Source organism: Pseudomonas sp. MM211 (genome assembly GCF_020386635.1).
Taxonomy (GTDB): domain Bacteria; phylum Pseudomonadota; class Gammaproteobacteria; order Pseudomonadales; family Pseudomonadaceae; genus Aquipseudomonas.
Window position 1 is genome coordinate 1,738,670 of the sequence record NZ_CP081942.1, and the last position, 17,327, is coordinate 1,755,996.

Sequence of the window (17,327 nt, forward strand, 5' to 3'; positions counted from 1 at the left end):
CTAGCGCAGACAGAAATGAAAAAGCCCGGCGCTGGGCCGGGCTTAGTCGTGCAGCATACAACCAAGCTTACAGCTTGGTCTCCACGTAGGCTTCATCGCGGATCTGGCGTAGCCAGGTCTGTAGCTCTTCCTCGTACTTGCGATTGCGCAGCAGGTTGAGGGCCTGCTGTTCACGCATCTGCTCGCTGCTGTCAGTGGCGCGTCGGCCCATGACCTGCAGTACGTGCCAGCCGAACTGGCTCTTGAACGGCTTGGAAACTTCACCGCTGGCGGTGTTGTTCATCACTTCGCGGAATTCGGGTACCAGGGCGTTGGGATCGATCCAGCTCAGGCTACCGCCATTGAGGGCCGAACCCGGGTCTTCGGAGAAGTTTTTCGCCAGTTCGGCGAAGTCTTCTCCAGACTGGATGCGCTGGTAGAGACGCTCTGCCAGAACCTGAGCTTCCGCTTCGCTACGGATTTCGCTGGGTTTGATCAGGATATGGCGCACGTTGACTTCGTCACGTACGGCTGCAGCCTCACCACCACGCTTTTCCAGCACTTTGAGCAGAATGAAGCCGCCTGGCGTACGGATCGGCTCGCTCACGTCACCCACACTCATGGCACCCAGCATGCTGTCGAAAGGCGGCGGCAGTTGAGCCGCTTTGCGCCAGCCCATTTCACCGCCTTCCAGCGCCGTTTCACTGGCGGAGTTGGCGATGGCCAGTTGGCCGAAGTCGGCGCCCTGGCGCGCTTGCTGGTAGATATCCTGGGCACGACGTTCGGCGGTCTGCAGCGCATCGGAAGACGCGTCTTCCTGCACAGGGATGACGATGTTGGCCAGGCGGAACTCTTCGGAGAGTTGCATCTTGCCCAGATCGGAGGCCAGGAAGTTTTTCACTTCCTGATCCGTCACCTGGATGCGCTCAGCCACACGGCGCTGGCGCACGCGGCTGATGACCATTTCGCGGGAAACCTGATCGCGGGCTTCATTGAAGGACAAGCCATCCTGGGCCAGTGCGGCGCGGAATTGCTCGACGTTCATGCCATTGCGCTGGGCAATGGTAGTGATTGCCTCATTGAGCTCCTCGTCGCTGATGCGAATGCCGGAGCGCTCGCCCATCTGCAACTGAATGTTCTCGATGATCAGGCGATCCAGCACCTGCTGAGTCAGTACATTGGCCGGTGGTACCTCGGCACCGCGCTTGGCGATGGTCTGTTGCACCTCGCGAACACGGGCGTCGAGTTGGGTCTGCATGATCACGTCGTTATCGACGATCGCCACCACGCGGTTGAGGGGCTGTACATCGGCGTGTGCCGCGGTACCCAGAAACAGCGCGCCCAGCAGCAGCGGGCGCACGCACTCAGAAAGCTTGATCTTCACGTTTACGATAACCTTGAATGCCTTGGTCGAGGAATGTCTCAACGTTGCTACCCGTCACGCCGCCCAGGCCTTTGAGGACGATTTGCAGGAAGATGCCGTTATCTGGCTCGTCGTTACGCGAGGGGTTGAGGCTGACCTCGTCGTAGTCGATCCAGTAGCGGTTGATGACGCGCAGCTTCCAGCAGCAGCTGTCGTACTCGAAGCCGCCGAAGGCTTCCAGGGTACGGTTGCGGCCGTAGTCGTACTGCCAGCGGGAAATAACGCTCCACTGCGGGCCGAGTGGCCAGATGACGGAGAAGTCGTGCTGGCTGATCTTGTAGTAGTCCTTGATGTAGGTGTCGGTGCCTGGCGTACCGTAGTCACTACCGAAGCCCCAGCGACCGGTACTCTGGTCGTAGTTGAGGGTGTCGTTGCGATAGCGATAGCCGACGTTGACGATCTTGCGTGGGTTGTCGGCTGGCTGGTAGTGGAACATGGCGCTACCCGAACGGGTACGGTGCGCGTCCGGATCCCAGTTGAAGTCCGAGGTGAAGCGCCAGTCCTGGTTGTAGCGATACATGTATTCCAGAGCGTACGGCGATACCGAGGACTGCGACTCATCACGTGTGCGGTAGTCGATGCCAGGCATCTGCACTTGACGGTCTTCGAAGTAGAAGGCCTGGCCGATGCTGAAGCGCTGACGCTCGAAACCATTCGGTTCGATCCAGCGGCTGCTTACGCCAAGGGAAATCTTGTTTTCGTCGCCGATGCGATCCTTACCGCTGAAGCGGTTTTCGCGCCACAGCGATGCGTAGTTGAAGCTGCTCTCGCCAGTGTCGAATACCGGGATATCGGTCTGATCTTCTTCGGGCACATAGAGGTAGAACAGGCGTGGCTCGAGTGTTTGGCGAGCTTCGCGCCCAAATAGCGATGTCTGGCGGTCGAAATATAGGCCGCTGTCGACGCTGAACATACCCACGCCGCGGTTCTGGCTGCTGCTGAACTGCTCATCGGCGAGCAGCGTGTTCCTGCCTTGCTGATCGATATCCAGGTCGTAGTTGGTCTGCAGGTACTTGATCTGAGGCTTGATGAAGCCCCAACTCCAGTCCAGCGGCAGGCTGACTGCTGGCTCTACATGCATACGAGTGCCAGTAGAGCGGGCTAGACCCTGGATATTTACGTCGTTCCATGGGCCTTCGACGTTGCCATTCTGGTCGATGTAGTTTCCGCTACGCAGGTCGCGATCGAAGCGTACAAGCTCGGTGCCGTAGGTGAAGTTCAGACCGCCCGGCTCGAAAGGCAGCTTGCCGTCCAGAGTGATCTGAGGCAAACGATCGTACGGGGTCACGTCGGTGATAGTGGCCAGCTCGTAGGCATGAGCGTTGAGCCGTGCGGTGTAGCTGTCACCACGCCAGGTTAGCGTGCCACGCTGGTTCACATACGTGGATGTTTCGATTCCCAGATCCGTCTTCAGATCCTGGAAGTAGTAGGGGTCACTGATATCGGTGTAGTCGACTTCGGCCAAGAGGCGGTCATTCAAGCCCTGCTTGTGCTGCCAGCTATACATCCAACGCTGGTCTTTGTAACCCGACTGCAGTTTGCGCTCGTCTTCCTGGTCGTCAAGATAACCACCGCCGACTTGGCCCTCGCTGTTTTGGGTCAGATAGCGGAACTCGCCCTCGAGCAGCAGGCCGCGTTTAGCCATGTAGGTCGGATACAAAGTGGCATCGAAATTCGGCGCCAGGTTGAAATAGTAGGGTGTCTGCAGGGTCAGGCCATTGCTGCCGGAACTGCCGAAGCTGGGTGGCAAGAAGCCGGACTGGCGACGGTCATCGATTGGGAAGTAGATGTACGGTGTGTAGAACACCGGGAAATCCTTGACCCGCAGGGTGACGTTGGTCGCGGTACCGAAGCCGGTGGCTGGGTTCAGGGTGATGTTGTTACCCGTCAGGTGCCACGCGTTGCTGCCTGGTTCGCAGCTGGTGTAAGTACCATCCTTGAGGCGGATGATGGCGGTTTCTTCGCGCTTGGCGTAGGCCGCGCTGCCACGTACATGAGCGGCGTGCATCACGTATTCGGCGTTTTCGATCTGCGCTTCACCGTTGTCCAGTTGCAGCTCGGCACGATCGCCGACGACCAGAGCCCCCTTGTCGCGCAGGCGCACGTTGCCGATCAGCTCGCCGCGGTTTTCGGCCTGGTGCAGGTTGGCCTCGTCGGCCTCGACCTGCATGCCGGCCTGGCGCACGACCACATCACCGGCGAGGGTGGCGACCTGTTCTTCCTGCTGATAGCGAGAAGCCTTGGCAGACACGAACATCGGCGCTTCGCTCATCGGCGTAGTGTCGTTCATGCCCGGGCGGCTCGGCTCGATATAAGAGCCTGAGCAGGATGGGCCGATCTCGGCCAGCTGCGCACTGGTCAGCTGCTCGCGTGGTACCCAGTCCAGGTGGCTGTAGTCGGCACTACGTGAAGCCAGCGCTCGGCCACCACTTTCGGTGACTTGCGTTGGCGCCGCCTTGGTCTCAGGCTTAGCTGCTGCCGTAGTAGCCGTGCCGGCGCTCACCGCATTGGTGCTGTGCGTCGGGCGTATAGGCAGATTGGCCGTGCTGGTTTGCGGCGCACAGGCCCAACCGCCGGTAGGCGATGCCTGGCAGTTGAACTGCTCGGCAGCTGTGGCGAATGGGCTGGCGAAAGGCTGAAGGGCCAACAGGCCGCCCGTTACCAGAAGCGGGAATTTCTTACGAAAAGCGGGGTATTTTACTGCCATCTTGTTTTCCGGGCTTCCTGTGCGCTTTTGGCCCCAGGGGCCGCACGCCTCTCGATGGGCTGAAAAAGATGCTGGATAATAAAGCATGACCCGCGCAACGGCTAGCGCCGTCGGAGACCCTTGTAATGCCTGATCAAGATGTACGTCTGCAGCGTCTGCAACAGTGGCTGGCGCCCCAGTTGCAAGAATTATTCGCTGCAAAACACTGGGGCGAGGTGCCACATGCCTCATTGCAGCCAGCCAGTAGCGACGCCAGCTTCCGCCGATATTTCCGCTGGCAGGCCGCTGGCCGCAGCCTGATCGTGATGGATGCGCCGCCGCCACAGGAAAACTGCCGACCGTTCGTCGACATAGCGAGCTTGCTGGCGCGCGCCGATCTCAACGTGCCGCTTATCCATGCGGCGGATCTCGAGCAGGGGTTTCTGCTGCTCAGCGATCTTGGCCGACAGACTTACCTGGACGTGATCGACAGCGACAACGCCGATAGTCTGTTCAGCCCGGCCATTGACGCGTTGCTGGCTTATCAGCGACTGCCGATGGACGAGCCATTGCCACACTACGATGACGCCTTGTTGCGCCGTGAGCTGCAATTGTTTCCGGATTGGTATGTTGCCCGAGAGCTGGGCATTACCTTCGATTCCGCCCAGCAGGCCGCCTGGGAGCGCATCTGTACCCTGCTGATCGACAGTGCCCTGGCCCAGCCCAAGGTGCTGGTGCACCGTGACTACATGCCGCGCAACCTGATGATCAGCGAGCCCAACCCCGGTGTGCTGGACTTTCAGGACGCCGTCTATGATCCCGTTACCTATGACATCACCAGCCTGTTCAAGGATGCCTTCCTCAGCTGGCCGGAAGCGCGGGTGCAGGCCTGGCTGGAAGATTACTGGCAGCAGGCCCGTGCCGCAGGCATACCGGTGCAGGACGATGTGCAGGACTTCCTGCGCGCCAGCGACCTGATGGGCGTACAGCGCCACCTCAAGGTGATTGGCATTTTCGCGCGCATCTGCCACCGGGACGGCAAGCCCCGCTACCTGGCTGATGTGCCGCGTTTCTTCGCCTATATAGACGCGGTACTCGGCAGGCGGCCGGAACTGGCAGAGCTTGGCGAACTGATTTCCCAGCTCAAGCAAGCTGCGGGGGCTGCCCGATGAAGGCGATGATTCTCGCCGCCGGCAAGGGCGAGCGGCTGCGGCCGCTGACGCTGCATACGCCAAAGCCCTTGGTGCGAGCCGCCGGTGTGCCACTGATCGAATACCACGTGCGGGCTCTGGCTCGTGCCGGTTTTACCGAGTTGGTAGTCAACCACGCCTGGCTCGGCCAGCAGATCGAGGATTATCTCGGTGATGGCGAGCGCTATGGCGTAAGCATTCACTACTCGCCCGAGGGCGAGCCGCTGGAGACCGGCGGTGGGATCTTCAAGGCGCTGCCGCTGCTGGGTGATGAGCCTTTCGTGGTGGTCAATGGCGATATCTTCACGGATTACGATTTCGCCAAGCTGCGCCGTCCGCTGAGCGGGCAGGCGCATTTGGTGCTGGTGGACAACCCGCCTCACCACCCGAAAGGCGACTTCCAGCTGCAGGGCGGCCAGGTCGAAGATGCCGTCGCAGGCCGCAACAGCTTCACCTACAGCGGTATCGCCGTGCTGAGCGCGGCACTGTTCGCGAGCAGCCAGCCGGGTGCCTTCAAACTCGCCCCTCTGCTGCGCGACGCCATGGCGGCCGGGCAAGTCAGTGGTGAGTGTTTTTCCGGGTGCTGGGTCGATGTCGGTACCCACGAGCGGCTGGCCGAAGTCGAACGCCTGCTGACGGGCGAGCGCTGAGATGTACTGGCCGCTGACGCTGGTAGGTGCCGTGGCGGGCTATGCACTGGCGAGCATCCCCGGGCTGCTGCTCGGCGGGCTGCTGGGGCAGGTGCTCGACCGGCGCCTCGGTCTGCGTGGCTGGAAGGTGTTGGGGAAGCGACTGCGTAGCTCATCAACCGTGGGTGATGAACACTTGCTGTTCGTCATGCTTGGCCGCTTGGCGAAAAGCGATGGTGTGGTGCAGCAGGCGCATATCCGCCAGGCCCGTGCCGAGATGCAGCGTCTGGCCGTCGGCGAGTCAGCCAAGGCTGCAGCCATCGAGGCATTTTCCCGGGGCAAGACGGGGCAGGATAATCTGCGTGGCGCTCTACAACGCCAGCGCGCCGATGCGGATGCACTATTGCGAGCCTGTTGGCGCATGGCTTGGGCCGATGGCAAGGTGGGGCAGGCCGAACGCGAGTTGATCTTGCTGTGGGGTAAATGGCTGGGGGTTTCGGCCAATGCCCAAGAGGCGTTGAGCGCTACCTACTCACCACGTCGTGGGCCACCGACTGCCGCTCCTGACAGCTATCAGCAAGCGCTGCGTCTGCTCGGCGTGAATGCGGAAAGCGACGCGCAGCAGATCAAGAAAGCCTACCGGCGTCTGCTCAGTCGTCATCACCCGGACAAGATGGCCGGCAGTGGTGCGGCGCCCGATAAAGTCCGTGAGGCCACCGATAAGACCCGCGAGCTGCACAACGCCTATGCCTTGATCCGCCAGCGCCAGGGCTTTCGTTAAGCCGGCGAGGCGAGTTTGCAGCAGCGCTGGGGCGGACGCTTACTTGCCACCGCCGGCCTGCTTGTCCAGCCAGCCGCGCAAGCGACGGAACAACTGCTCTTCGCCAACTGCTGGATTGCCCGGTAGCGCATCCAGGCCAACCTGCACGAAGGCCGGCTGCTTCTGCCGCTGACTGAGCTGCTTGCGCAATAGCGCTGCCTGTCGAGCGGTAGGGCTGTCGCGGTAATAGAAGTCACCGACACTGGCCTTGAGTTGCGTCAGCAGGTCATTGATTGGCGACTCGAAGCCTTCTGGCTGATGGATGTCCACCAACAGCAGGTGCGTAACATTGGCCGGTTTGCGCTCGGCGATATAGCGTGCCGCCCAATAGGCGCCGCTGCCGTGGCCCAGCAGCACCACTGTTTTGGCCTGCTGTTGTGCGGCGAAGGCGATGCCCGCGTCGATTCGCGCGAACACCCGCTCGACATGCGCGGCGCGCGCGGCCTCTGCGTTTTGGGCTGGCTCGGTAGCTGGTGCTGGTGTCGGCTCGGGCGTGGCCGGCTCCGCAGATTTCTCGGCCGGCGCCTCGCCCGCCGCCGCGGGCGGTTCGGCGACGCGCAGCGGAAGGTTGGCGCCCTGAGGATCCGGCAGACTCAGGCTCAGGCTGTGCCAGCCAGCATCCGGTAGCTTTTGCCGCAAGGGGCCGATGACCCTCGGCGCATCGGCACTCTCGTCATCGCCCGGCAGCAGAACCACTGCACCCTTGGGTGCAGGGTCGTTGGCTGGCAACCAAAGTGCGAGAAACTGTGTGCCGGCGGCGTCGAGGCGCTGCTGCTCATTGGCTGCCAGCTGCCGTTCGAGTGCCAGGGCTTCGAGGTCACTGCGTTCGGCCAGAGGCGCGCGCTGCTCAGGTTTAGCATCAGCCTTTTCGCCTGCTTCGGCCGGCGTGCTCTGCTCGCCCTGTGCAGACAAGCTGCCTGCCAGGAGCGCAAGGCACAGCACGTAGCGTGGCGAGTGTCGAAAGCGCGTCATCGTATGGCTCGAATGTGAATAGCGCTTAGAGACTAGGGGCTGTTGACGTTTCAGCGCAAGCCGCGGTCTTGCTGAAACCATGGCGCTCGCCAACTTGTCGTGGATTTGTCAGATCCTGATGTAGCTTAATGCAGCTTTCGCGGCGGCCATTGGCCCCTGCTGCCTCCTTGTGTCTTTCGGTGCCCGAGCATGATCCACCGCTGGCTGTTTCTCCTGCTGCTGAGCCTGCCGACCGCGCTGTGGGCGAATGAGTCGCCGCCTGCCCCCGCGCCGATTTTCGATGCGGCGCAGCAGCAATGGCTGGCCGACCACCCCGTACTGCGTGCTGGAGTGGTATTGCAGACGCCCTATGCGCAACTCGACCGACGCCTGCACCGTCTGACCGGCGCCAATGTCGAGATGATGCACACTCTGGCCGCATTGATGGGCGTGCAGTTGCGCTGGCGTACCTTCCAGACTCAGGAAGAGCTGGAGCAGGCGCTGCACAATGATCAGATCGACCTGGCCAGTGGTCTTGGCCAGACGCCCGCCGGGCTGCGCCGCTGGGTGTTTTCCGATCCCTTCCTGCGCGTATCGCACTTGCTGATCGGTGAACGGGACAGCAGCGGCTCGGTCGATCTGGAACAGCTCGACGGGCGTTCGCCCATTGCTTTAAAAGTATCGAACACCGTGCTCGATTACCTGCGCAGCAGCTATCCGAAGCTCAAGCTGGACAGCGCCAGCTCACCGCGCCAGGCCCTGCAGCGAGTACTCAATCGGCAGGCCAGCTACGCGGTACTCGATGAAGCGCAGCTGGGGCGCCTGTCCCGTGAGCCGGAATTTCTTGGCTTGGCGATCGTCGGTGATATCGGTTTTCCGCAGTTACTGCGCGTCGCCACACGGCGTGACTGGCCGGAGCTGTCGGCCATCGTCGACGTTGCGTTACGCAGTGTGCCCGCCCGCGAGCTGGACGATCTGCACAATCGCTGGTTGCCGCCGAGTTACCTGCAGCAGGAAAGCTCGTCGAGCTTCTGGCGCGGAATCAGCCTGCTGCTCGGTCTGCTGCTGGTCTTCGCACTGCTGCTGGCGCTGTTGATGAGGCGCCAACGCGACACCCTGGAGTTTCGTCTGCTCGCCGCGCGTCACGAGATTGAGCTGCGCGAGGTTGCCCGCGATGCACTGCGGCTGTCGCAATTCTCCATCGACAACAGCACGGTGGGCATCCTCTGGGTCAATTGGGACAGCCATGTGCGTTATGCCAACCGTGCGGCGGAGGCAATGCTGGGCTGCCGCAGTGGCGGATTGGTCGACCGGCCATTAAGTGATTTCGAGCCGAGCCTGAGCATGGATCGCTGGCTCAACCTATGGCGGCTGGCGCGCAGTGGCGACGAGCGGCCACCGAGCTTCGAGACAGAATGCCTGCGGGCCGATGGCAGTCGTTTGCCGGTGGACGTATCGCTGAGTTTTCTGCAGTACCGCGATACCGAGTACCTGGTGGTGTTCATCACCGATGTCACCGAGCGTCGCCGTGCCCTGGCCGCGCTGCAGGAGAGTGAGGCGCGGCTGCAAGGCATCGCCTCCAACGTGCCTGGCGTGGTGTTTCGCCTGGAGCGCGCCCGCCCGGGTGATCCGGCGTTGTTCGCCTTCATCGGGGAAGGCAGCGAAAGCCTGGTCGGCTATCGCGCGTCGACGCTGCTGGCACCCGATCATGGGCTGCGCAGCCTGGTGCACCCGGACGACAAGGCCGGCTACCACCGCGTCCAGGATCGCGCCTTCGACAGTGACAGCGACTGGCACTGGCAGGGGCGCATGCTCACCCACACCGGCGAGTCGCGCTGGGTCGACATCAAGGCCATGGCCCGGCGCATGGCAGACGGTCGGCTGATCTGGGACGGCGTGGTCTGGGACATCAGCGAGAACAAACGCAACGAGCTGGCGCTGGCTGAATCGCAGGTGCGTCTGCGCGATCTGTCGGCGCACCTGGAAAGCGTGCGTGAGGAGGAGAAAGCGCGCATTGCCCGTGAAGTGCATGACGAACTAGGCCAAGTGCTGACCGTGCTCAAGCTGGAAACCTCAATGTGCGAACTGGGTTACGCCGATCTTGACCCCGGCCTGCGTGATCGCCTGAACAACATGAAGAAGCTGATCGCCCAGTTGTTCCAATTGGTGCGTGATGTGGCCACCGCGCTGCGTCCACCGATTCTGGACGCTGGCATCGCCTCGGCCATTGAGTGGCAGGCACGGCGTTTCGAAGCGCGCACGCAGATTCCCTGCCTGGTCGAGGTGCCCGAGAACGTGCCGCCGCTGAGTGATGCCAAGGCGACCGGGTTATTTCGCATCCTTCAGGAGTCGCTGACCAACGTCATGCGCCATGCCGACGCACACACGGTGACGGTGCGCCTGGAACTGCTGGGCGACAGCCTGCGCCTGTCGATCAGTGACGACGGCCGCGGCTTCAATCCAGCTGCTGTACGTACCGATTCCTTTGGACTGGTGGGCATGCGCGAGCGGGTGCTGATGCTCGGCGGACAATTGACCCTCGACAGCCGTCCCGGCGAAGGTACTCTGTTGCGGGTCAGGGTGCCGCTGCATGAGTGTGTGTCCAATGACTGAGCAGAGGTTGAGCACGTGATCCGAGTATTGGTGGCGGAAGACCACACCATCGTCCGCGAAGGCATCAAGCAACTGATCGGCATGGCCCGCGACCTGCAAGTGGTCGGCGAGGCGAGTAACGGTGAGCAACTGCTGGAAACCCTGCGGCACACGCCCTGTGAGGTTGTGCTGCTGGATATCTCCATGCCCGGCGTCAACGGCCTGGAAGCGATTCCGCGAATTCGTGCACTGCCCCAGCCGCCAGCGATCCTGGTGCTGTCGATGCACAACGAAGCGCAGATGGCGGCCCGGGCTCTGAAGGTCGGCGCTGCCGGTTATGCCACCAAGGACAGCGACCCGGCCTTGCTGCTGACGGCGATCCGCAAGGTGGCCGGCGGGGGGCGCTACATCGACCCTGATCTGGCCGATCGGATGGTCTTCGAGGTTGGCCTGACTGATGCTCGGCCACCTCACGCGCGGCTTTCCGAACGCGAATTTTCAGTGTTCGAGCGCCTGGTGCAAGGAGAGGGCGTCAACGAGATCGCCGCTCACCTGGCGCTCAGCAGCAAGACCATCAGCACCCACAAGGCGCGCCTGATGCAGAAGCTCAACCTGCATTCGGTCGCCGACCTGGTGCGTTACGCGGTCGAGCATAAGCTGGTCTGACAGACCGACGTGTCTATTCGCGACACGTTCTTTCTAGGTTGCAGTTGATCGAATCGTAGGTGCGCCTCAAGGACTTATCTATTTGCGACACAGCTGTAGGGCTCGCCCTACAAGCGCCTTTCCGTCTCCCTTATATCAAAGTGTCAGCACGCCCGATTTTCAGGTTCTAACGCCGGTTCTAGTCTTGAGGCACGGTAGAACAACAGGCAGGTGCGGTGATGGGCGACACTTCTTCGAGCGACATCCTGGTTAGCTTTCGTGGCGTGCAAAAGAGCTACGATGGCGAGAACCTGATCGTCAAAGACCTCAACCTGGACATTCGCAAAGGCGAGTTCCTGACCCTGCTTGGGCCATCCGGCTCCGGCAAGACCACCAGCCTGATGATGCTGGCTGGTTTCGAAACGCCCACAGCTGGCGAAATTATTCTGGCCGGCAAGCGCCTCAACAACGTGCCGCCGCACAAGCGCGACATCGGCATGGTGTTCCAGAATTACGCGCTGTTCCCGCACATGACCGTGCTGGAAAACCTGGCATTTCCTCTGACTGTGCGCGGCATGAGCAAGGCCGACGTCAGTGAACGGGTCAAGCGTGCGCTGTCGATGGTACAGCTTGATGCCTTCGCCAGCCGGTATCCGGCGCAGTTGTCCGGTGGCCAGCAGCAGCGTGTGGCGTTAGCCCGTGCCCTGGTGTTCGAGCCACAACTGGTACTGATGGACGAACCGCTCGGGGCGCTGGATAAGCAGTTGCGTGAACACATGCAGATGGAGATCAAGCACATCCACCAGCGCCTGGGCGTGACCGTGGTCTATGTGACCCACGACCAGAGCGAAGCGCTGACCATGTCCGATCGCGTCGCCGTGTTCCATCAGGGCGAGATTCAGCAGATCGCCCCGCCGCGTGAACTTTACGAGTCGCCGTGCAACACCTTCGTCGCCCAGTTCATCGGTGAGAACAATCGCTTCGCCGGCCAGTTGGTGGAGCGTAATGGCGACAACTGCATCGTGCAGCTGAGCCGTGGCGAGAAGGTACAGGCGCTGGCGGTCAATGTCGGTCAGCCGGGCGATGCGGTGAGTCTGTCGATCCGCCCGGAGCGCATTCGCCTGAACGCTGCAGCGCAGACCTGCGACAACCGCTTTTCCGGTCGTGTGTCCGAATTTATCTACCTCGGTGACCACGTTCGGGTGCGCCTCGAGGTGTGCGGCAAGACCGATTTCTTCGTCAAACAGCCGATTGCCGAGCTCGATTCTGCGCTTGCCGTCGGTGACGTGATCCCGCTCGGCTGGCAGGTCGAGCACGTTCGCGCCCTTGATCCGCTGTCGGCGGAATGATCGGCGTTTTGCGCTTTACCACAGCACTTGGAGCCAACATAAAAATGTCGAAGATATTCTCCCTTTCCGCGCTGACACTGGGGCTGGTCTGCGCTGCACAGGTTCACGCTGCAGACCTTACCGTCATCAACTTCGGTGGCGCCAACAAGGACGCCCAGGTCAAGGCCTACTACCAGCCGTGGGAAGCGGCGGGTAACGGCAAGATCATCGCTGGCGAGTACAACGGTGAAATGGCCAAGGTCAAAGCCATGGTCGACACCAACAGCGTGTCGTGGGATCTGGTCGAGGTGGAATCCCCAGAACTGGCGCGTGGTTGCGACGAAGACCTGTTCGAAGAGATCGACTACTCGGTGGTTGGCGACAAGAACGCCCTGGTGCCAGGTGCTGCCTCCTTCTGTGGCGTCGGCTTCTTCGTCTGGTCGACCGTCATGGCCTACAACGCCGACAAGCTGACCACCGCACCGACCAGTTGGGCCGATTTCTGGGACGTGAAGAAATTCCCGGGCAAGCGTGGCCTGCGAAAAGGCGCCAAGTACACCCTCGAGTTCGCCCTGATGGCCGACGGCGTCGCGCCGAAGGACGTCTACAAGGTGCTGGCGAGCAAGGACGGCCAGGAGCGCGCGTTCAAGAAACTGGACGAGCTCAAGCCTTACATCCAGTGGTGGGAAGCCGGCGCTCAGCCGCCTCAGTATCTCGCTTCCGGTGACGTGGTCATGAGTTCGGCCTACAACGGCCGCATCGCCGCCACCCAGAAAGAAGGCAGCAGCCTGAAAGTGGTGTGGGACGGTGGCATCTACGACTTCGACGCCTGGGCGATCCCGAAAGGCGCGAAGAACAAGGACGAAGCCCTGAAGTTCATCGCCTACACCCTGCAGGCGGAAAACCAGAAGACCTATTCGGAAAACATCGCCTACGGGCCGGTCAACCCGAAAGCGGTGGATCTGCTGGACGCCAAGATCGCTGCCGACCTGCCGACCGCACCGCAGAACATCGCCAATCAGGTGGCCATGGACGTGACCTTCTGGGCCGACTTCGGCGAAGTACTGGAGCAGCGTTTCAACTCCTGGGCTGCCAAGTAACGGCTCGCTCAAAGGTGAAAGCGCAGCTGCTTTCACCCGTTGCAAGGAGCGCCTGCACGCAGGCGCTCTGGCTCTACCCCCGAATTCCTTTTCTGTTTCACCGGAGTTAGCCCCATGGCCCTAGCAGTGCCCCATGCCGAGGTCGCCGGCCCCTCGCTCAAGCAGCGTCTGGCGCGCGCCGAGCGGATGAATCGCCTTAAGTCTCAGGCGTTGATCCTGCCGCTGGTGCTGTTTCTCGTCTTCACCTTTCTGGTGCCAATCGTGGCGCTGCTCAACCGCAGTGTGGATAACCCGGACGTGATCGGCTCGATGCCGAGAACCGTCACCGCCATCGAGTCGTGGGACGGTCGTGGCCTGCCTGCCGAACCTGTCTATCAGGCACTGGCGCTTGATTTGGCCGAGGCCCGTGAACAGCAGAAACTGGGCGACCTGTCCAAGCGCCTGAACATGGAACTGGCCGGCTACCGCAGCCTGTTGGCCAAGACCGGTCGTGCATTGCCGTTCGAGGCCGAGCCGGCATCCTACAAGGAGGCCCTGGAGTCTTTCGACGAGCGCTGGGGTGACCCCGCCTACTGGCAGGTGATCCGTCGCAACACCAGTTCCTGGACGTCTTACTACCTGCTTGCTTCGCTCGATCATCGGGTCGACGACAGCGGCGCCGTGGTCAAGACCACGCCGGATCAGGCCATCTACCTGGACATCTTCGCCCGTACGTTCTGGATGGGCGCGGTGATCACCGCCATTTGTCTGGCACTGGCCTATCCGTTGGCTTACCTGCTGGCCAACTTGCCGACCCGCCAGGGCAACCTGCTGATGATCATGGTGCTGCTGCCGTTCTGGACGTCGATTCTGGTGCGCGTCGCCGCCTGGATCGTGCTCCTGCAGTCGGGCGGTCTGATCAACTCGGCGCTGATCAAGCTGGGGTTGATCGACCAACCGCTGGAGTTAGTGTTCAACCGAGCGGGTGTGTACATCTCCATGGTGCACATCATGCTGCCGTTCATGATCCTGCCGATCTACAGCGTGATGAAGGGCATATCGCCAAGCTATATGCGTGCGGCGATCTCGCTTGGCTGTCATCCGTTCGCCAGCTTCTGGCGGGTGTATTTCCCGCAGACCCTGGCCGGCGTCGGCGCAGGCTGTCTGCTGGTGTTCATCCTGTCCATCGGCTACTACATCACCCCGGCGTTGCTGGGCAGCCCGAGCGACCAGATGGTCAGCTACTTCGTCGCCTTCTACACCAACACCACCATCAACTGGGGCATGGCCACCGCACTGGGCGGCTTGCTGCTGGTCGCCACGCTGCTGCTCTACATGGTTTACAGCTGGCTGGTGGGCGCAGGTCGCCTGCGTCTGGGTTAGCAGTCTGTTGAAAAACGTTAGCGAGGCAGCCGCTATTAGGCAAAACAGACGAAAAAGCGGAGTGTACTTTTGTACATGAGCATTTTGAGGATGTTTTAACGAAGTAGCGGCAACGCAGGTAGTTTTTTAGCGACCTGCTTATGGAATGGAGAATAGAAAATGCTGAGCCCCTACATGTCTCCCGTGGAGCGCGCCTGGTACTACGGCCTGCGTCTGCTCTGCGGCTTGGTACTGCTGTTTCTGGTGCTGCCGATCTTGGTGATCGTGCCGCTGTCGTTCAACTCCGGCACCTTCCTGATCTACCCGATGCAGGGGTTCTCGATGCGCTGGTACGAGGACTTCTTCGGCTCGGCCGGGTGGATGCGTGCGCTGAAGAACAGCATGATCATCGCCCCGGCGGCGACCGTGCTGGCGATGGTTCTGGGTACCTTGGCGGCCATCGGCCTGACCCGCTCGGACTTTCGCGGCAAGGCGCTGGTGATGAGCCTGCTGATTTCGCCAATGGTAGTACCGGTGGTGATCATCGGCGTCGCCAGCTACCTGTTCTTCGCGCCGCTCGGCCTGGCCAACGGCTACCTGTCGCTGATCGTGGTGCACGCGGTATTGGGCGTGCCGTTCGTGATCATCACCGTGTCGGCCACGCTGCAGGGGTTCAATTACAACCTGGTGCGTGCCGCCGCCAGCCTCGGTGCGTCACCGATCACCGCGTTCCGCCGGGTGACTTTGCCGCTGATCGCGCCCGGGGTGATTTCTGGCGCCTTGTTCGCTTTCGCCACCTCGTTCGACGAAGTGGTGGTGACCCTGTTTCTCGCCGGCCCGCAGCAGGTCACCCTGCCACGGCAGATGTTCAGCGGCATTCGCGAAAACCTCAGCCCGACCATCGCCGCTGCAGCAACCCTGCTAATCGGCTTCTCGATTCTGCTGTTGCTGACCCTCGAGTGGCTGCGCGGGCGCAGCGAGAAGCTGCGTACCCAGGCCGAATAAGTTTTCTACGGCTCTGCCGTAACCGCCGCACACCCCTCGGTTGCGGCGGTTTTTTTATGGCCAGCCATCCCTGGCGGCCACCCTGCGGGCCGTCGCGAGCGACGTTAAAAATGGCTCCCGGCCATTTTTTATGCCTGGTGAGTGCATGCGGGTAAACTGCCGCGCTCTCCCGCGTTTCCCGGAAAGCCCCATGGATTTCGACGATCCCAGTTTTCGCGAGCTGCTCGATGCGCTGCACGACGGCGTGTACATCACCGATGCCGATGGCATCACCCTCAAGGTCAACAGCGCTTACGAGCGGCTCACCGGGCTGCGCAGCGAGGATGTGGTTGGCCAGCACATGCAGGCGCTGGTCGAGCAGGGGGTGATTTCCCAGTCGGTGTCGCTGCGGGTGCTCAAGGAGGGCAGGGCGCTGTCGCTGATGCAGAGCGTCAGCCAGGGCAAGCGCCTGCTAGTCAGTGGCACGCCGATCTTCACCGCCGAAGGCCAGGTGCGTTACGTGGTCAGCACCGTGCGCGACATGACCGAATTGCTGCGCATGAAGCACGAGCGTGACGAGTTGCAACAGCTCAAGCAGCTGCGCAACAGCACCGCGCGCCTGCACGCTGGCCAGCGTGACGATCTGCTCGACGCCTCGCCGGTGGCTGATCACCCGGCATCCGGGCGGGTGTTCGCTCAGGCCCGCCAGGTCGCCGCCAGTGATGTGAAGGTGCTGCTGCAGGGCGAGACCGGTGTCGGCAAGACGCTGATCGCCCAGTACATCCACAAGAGCAGCCCGCGGGCCGCGCAGCCCTTTCTGGCGCTGAATTGCGGCGCCTTGCCGGAAAACCTGATCGAAGCCGAGCTGTTCGGTTACGTCGCGGGTGCTTTCACCGGCGCCGGCAGCAAGGGCAAGCGTGGTCTGCTGGAGCTGGCGCACCATGGCACGGTGTTTCTCGACGAGATTGGCGACCTGCCGCTGGCGCTGCAGGTGAAGTTGCTCAAGGTCATCGAGGAAAGCCGCTTCATTCCGGTCGGCGGCCTAGAGTTGAAGGAAGTGGACGTGCGCATCATCACCGCCACCCACCATGACCTGCGCGCCATGGTCAGCGAAGGGCGTTTCCGTGCCGACCTCTACTACCGGCTCAACGTGGTACCGATCCACATTCCGGCACTGCGTGAGCGGCGCGAGGAGATCCAGCCGCTGCTCGACTTCTACCTGGCCGAATTCAATCAGCGCTACGGGCGCGAGTTGGAGTGGGAGCTGGAGGCGCTGGATGCGCTGACCGACTATTCCTGGCCGGGCAACATCCGCGAACTGATCAATCTGGTCGAGCGCCTGGTAGTCACCTGCAGCGGCGCAGCGGTGGAGCTCTTCGACCTACCCGAAGAGATGCGCAGCAGTGAGCGTGATGCCAGTGACGACAGCCTGCTGCCACTGCGCAAGCAGGTCGAACAGCTCGAGCGCCGGCTGATCCGCAAGGCGCTGGTGCAGCACAAGACCACCCGCGAAGCCGCCCGCGTGCTCGGCTTGAGCCAGGCCACCCTGGTGCAGAAGATGAAGCGCTGGGAGCAAGGCTGATTGGTAAGTGGATCAAGCGAGGCCTTTTTGATCCATTTGCTGATCGCTGCAGCACCCCAATAGCCTGTGGCAAATCG

13 protein-coding genes are annotated in these 17,327 nt (G+C 61.9%); 10 read left to right on the forward strand and 3 right to left on the reverse strand.

What is annotated here, in order from left to right:
* Positions 1–67 precede the first annotated feature (67 nt).
* Positions 68–1,363, reverse strand: a complete 1,296-nt coding sequence (locus tag K5Q02_RS07790) for a peptidylprolyl isomerase (protein ID WP_225838023.1) — start codon at positions 1,361–1,363, stop codon at positions 68–70.
* Positions 1,344–4,109, reverse strand: a complete 2,766-nt coding sequence (locus tag K5Q02_RS07795; RefSeq protein WP_225838024.1) for an LPS-assembly protein LptD — start codon at positions 4,107–4,109, stop codon at positions 1,344–1,346. Before K5Q02_RS07795 ends, K5Q02_RS07790 begins: the two co-directional genes overlap by 20 nt.
* Positions 4,110–4,234: 125 nt before the next feature.
* On the opposite strand from K5Q02_RS07795, the gene K5Q02_RS07800 reads away from it, so the two are divergent.
* The 3 genes from K5Q02_RS07800 to K5Q02_RS07810 are packed head-to-tail and all read left to right on the forward strand — an operon-like array spanning position 4,235 to position 6,688.
* Positions 4,235–5,260: an aminoglycoside phosphotransferase family protein gene (locus K5Q02_RS07800; RefSeq protein WP_225838026.1), complete on the forward strand. Its 1,026-nt coding sequence runs from the start codon at positions 4,235–4,237 to the stop codon at positions 5,258–5,260.
* Entirely contained in the window at positions 5,257–5,928 is a 672-nt protein-coding gene (murU, locus tag K5Q02_RS07805) for an N-acetylmuramate alpha-1-phosphate uridylyltransferase MurU (RefSeq protein WP_225838027.1), read from the forward strand. The genes K5Q02_RS07800 and murU overlap by 4 nt, the downstream gene beginning before the upstream one ends.
* Before the next feature lies 1 nt (position 5,929).
* Positions 5,930–6,688, forward strand: coding sequence for a DnaJ domain-containing protein (locus K5Q02_RS07810; protein WP_225838029.1), 759 nt, complete (start codon positions 5,930–5,932; stop codon positions 6,686–6,688).
* 39 nt (positions 6,689–6,727) lie between these two features.
* On the opposite strand, the gene K5Q02_RS07815 is transcribed toward K5Q02_RS07810, so the two are convergent.
* Positions 6,728–7,699 (reverse strand): alpha/beta hydrolase family protein, encoded by a 972-nt coding sequence (locus K5Q02_RS07815; RefSeq protein WP_225838031.1) that lies wholly within the window; start codon positions 7,697–7,699, stop codon positions 6,728–6,730.
* Positions 7,700–7,888: 189 nt separating this feature from the next.
* Here K5Q02_RS07815 and K5Q02_RS07820 point away from each other — a divergent pair, with 189 nt between their 5' ends.
* From K5Q02_RS07820 to K5Q02_RS07850, 7 genes are all read left to right on the forward strand, one after another.
* Positions 7,889–10,291, forward strand: a complete 2,403-nt coding sequence (locus tag K5Q02_RS07820) for a PAS domain-containing sensor histidine kinase (RefSeq protein ID WP_225838033.1) — start codon at positions 7,889–7,891, stop codon at positions 10,289–10,291.
* 15 nt (positions 10,292–10,306) lie between these two features.
* Positions 10,307–10,936, forward strand: coding sequence for a response regulator (locus tag K5Q02_RS07825; RefSeq protein WP_225838035.1), 630 nt, complete (start codon positions 10,307–10,309; stop codon positions 10,934–10,936).
* 218 nt (positions 10,937–11,154) lie between these two features.
* Positions 11,155–12,264 (forward strand): ABC transporter ATP-binding protein, encoded by a 1,110-nt coding sequence (locus K5Q02_RS07830; RefSeq protein ID WP_225838037.1) that lies wholly within the window; start codon positions 11,155–11,157, stop codon positions 12,262–12,264.
* 44 nt (positions 12,265–12,308) lie between these two features.
* The gene (locus tag K5Q02_RS07835) at positions 12,309–13,343 is read left to right on the forward strand and encodes an ABC transporter substrate-binding protein (protein WP_225838039.1); all 1,035 of its coding nucleotides are present in this window, start codon (positions 12,309–12,311) and stop codon (positions 13,341–13,343) included.
* Between the two features lie 114 nt (positions 13,344–13,457).
* Positions 13,458–14,705: an ABC transporter permease gene (locus tag K5Q02_RS07840; protein WP_225838041.1), complete on the forward strand. Its 1,248-nt coding sequence runs from the start codon at positions 13,458–13,460 to the stop codon at positions 14,703–14,705.
* Positions 14,706–14,864: 159 nt separating this feature from the next.
* Positions 14,865–15,689 carry an ABC transporter permease gene (locus K5Q02_RS07845; RefSeq protein WP_225838042.1) on the forward strand — a complete coding sequence of 275 codons (825 nt, stop codon included), beginning with the start codon at positions 14,865–14,867 and terminating at the stop codon, positions 15,687–15,689.
* Between the two features lie 190 nt (positions 15,690–15,879).
* Complete coding sequence (locus tag K5Q02_RS07850; protein ID WP_225838044.1) at positions 15,880–17,250, forward strand: sigma-54 interaction domain-containing protein; 1,371 nt, start codon at positions 15,880–15,882, stop codon at positions 17,248–17,250.
* Positions 17,251–17,327 lie beyond the last annotated feature (77 nt).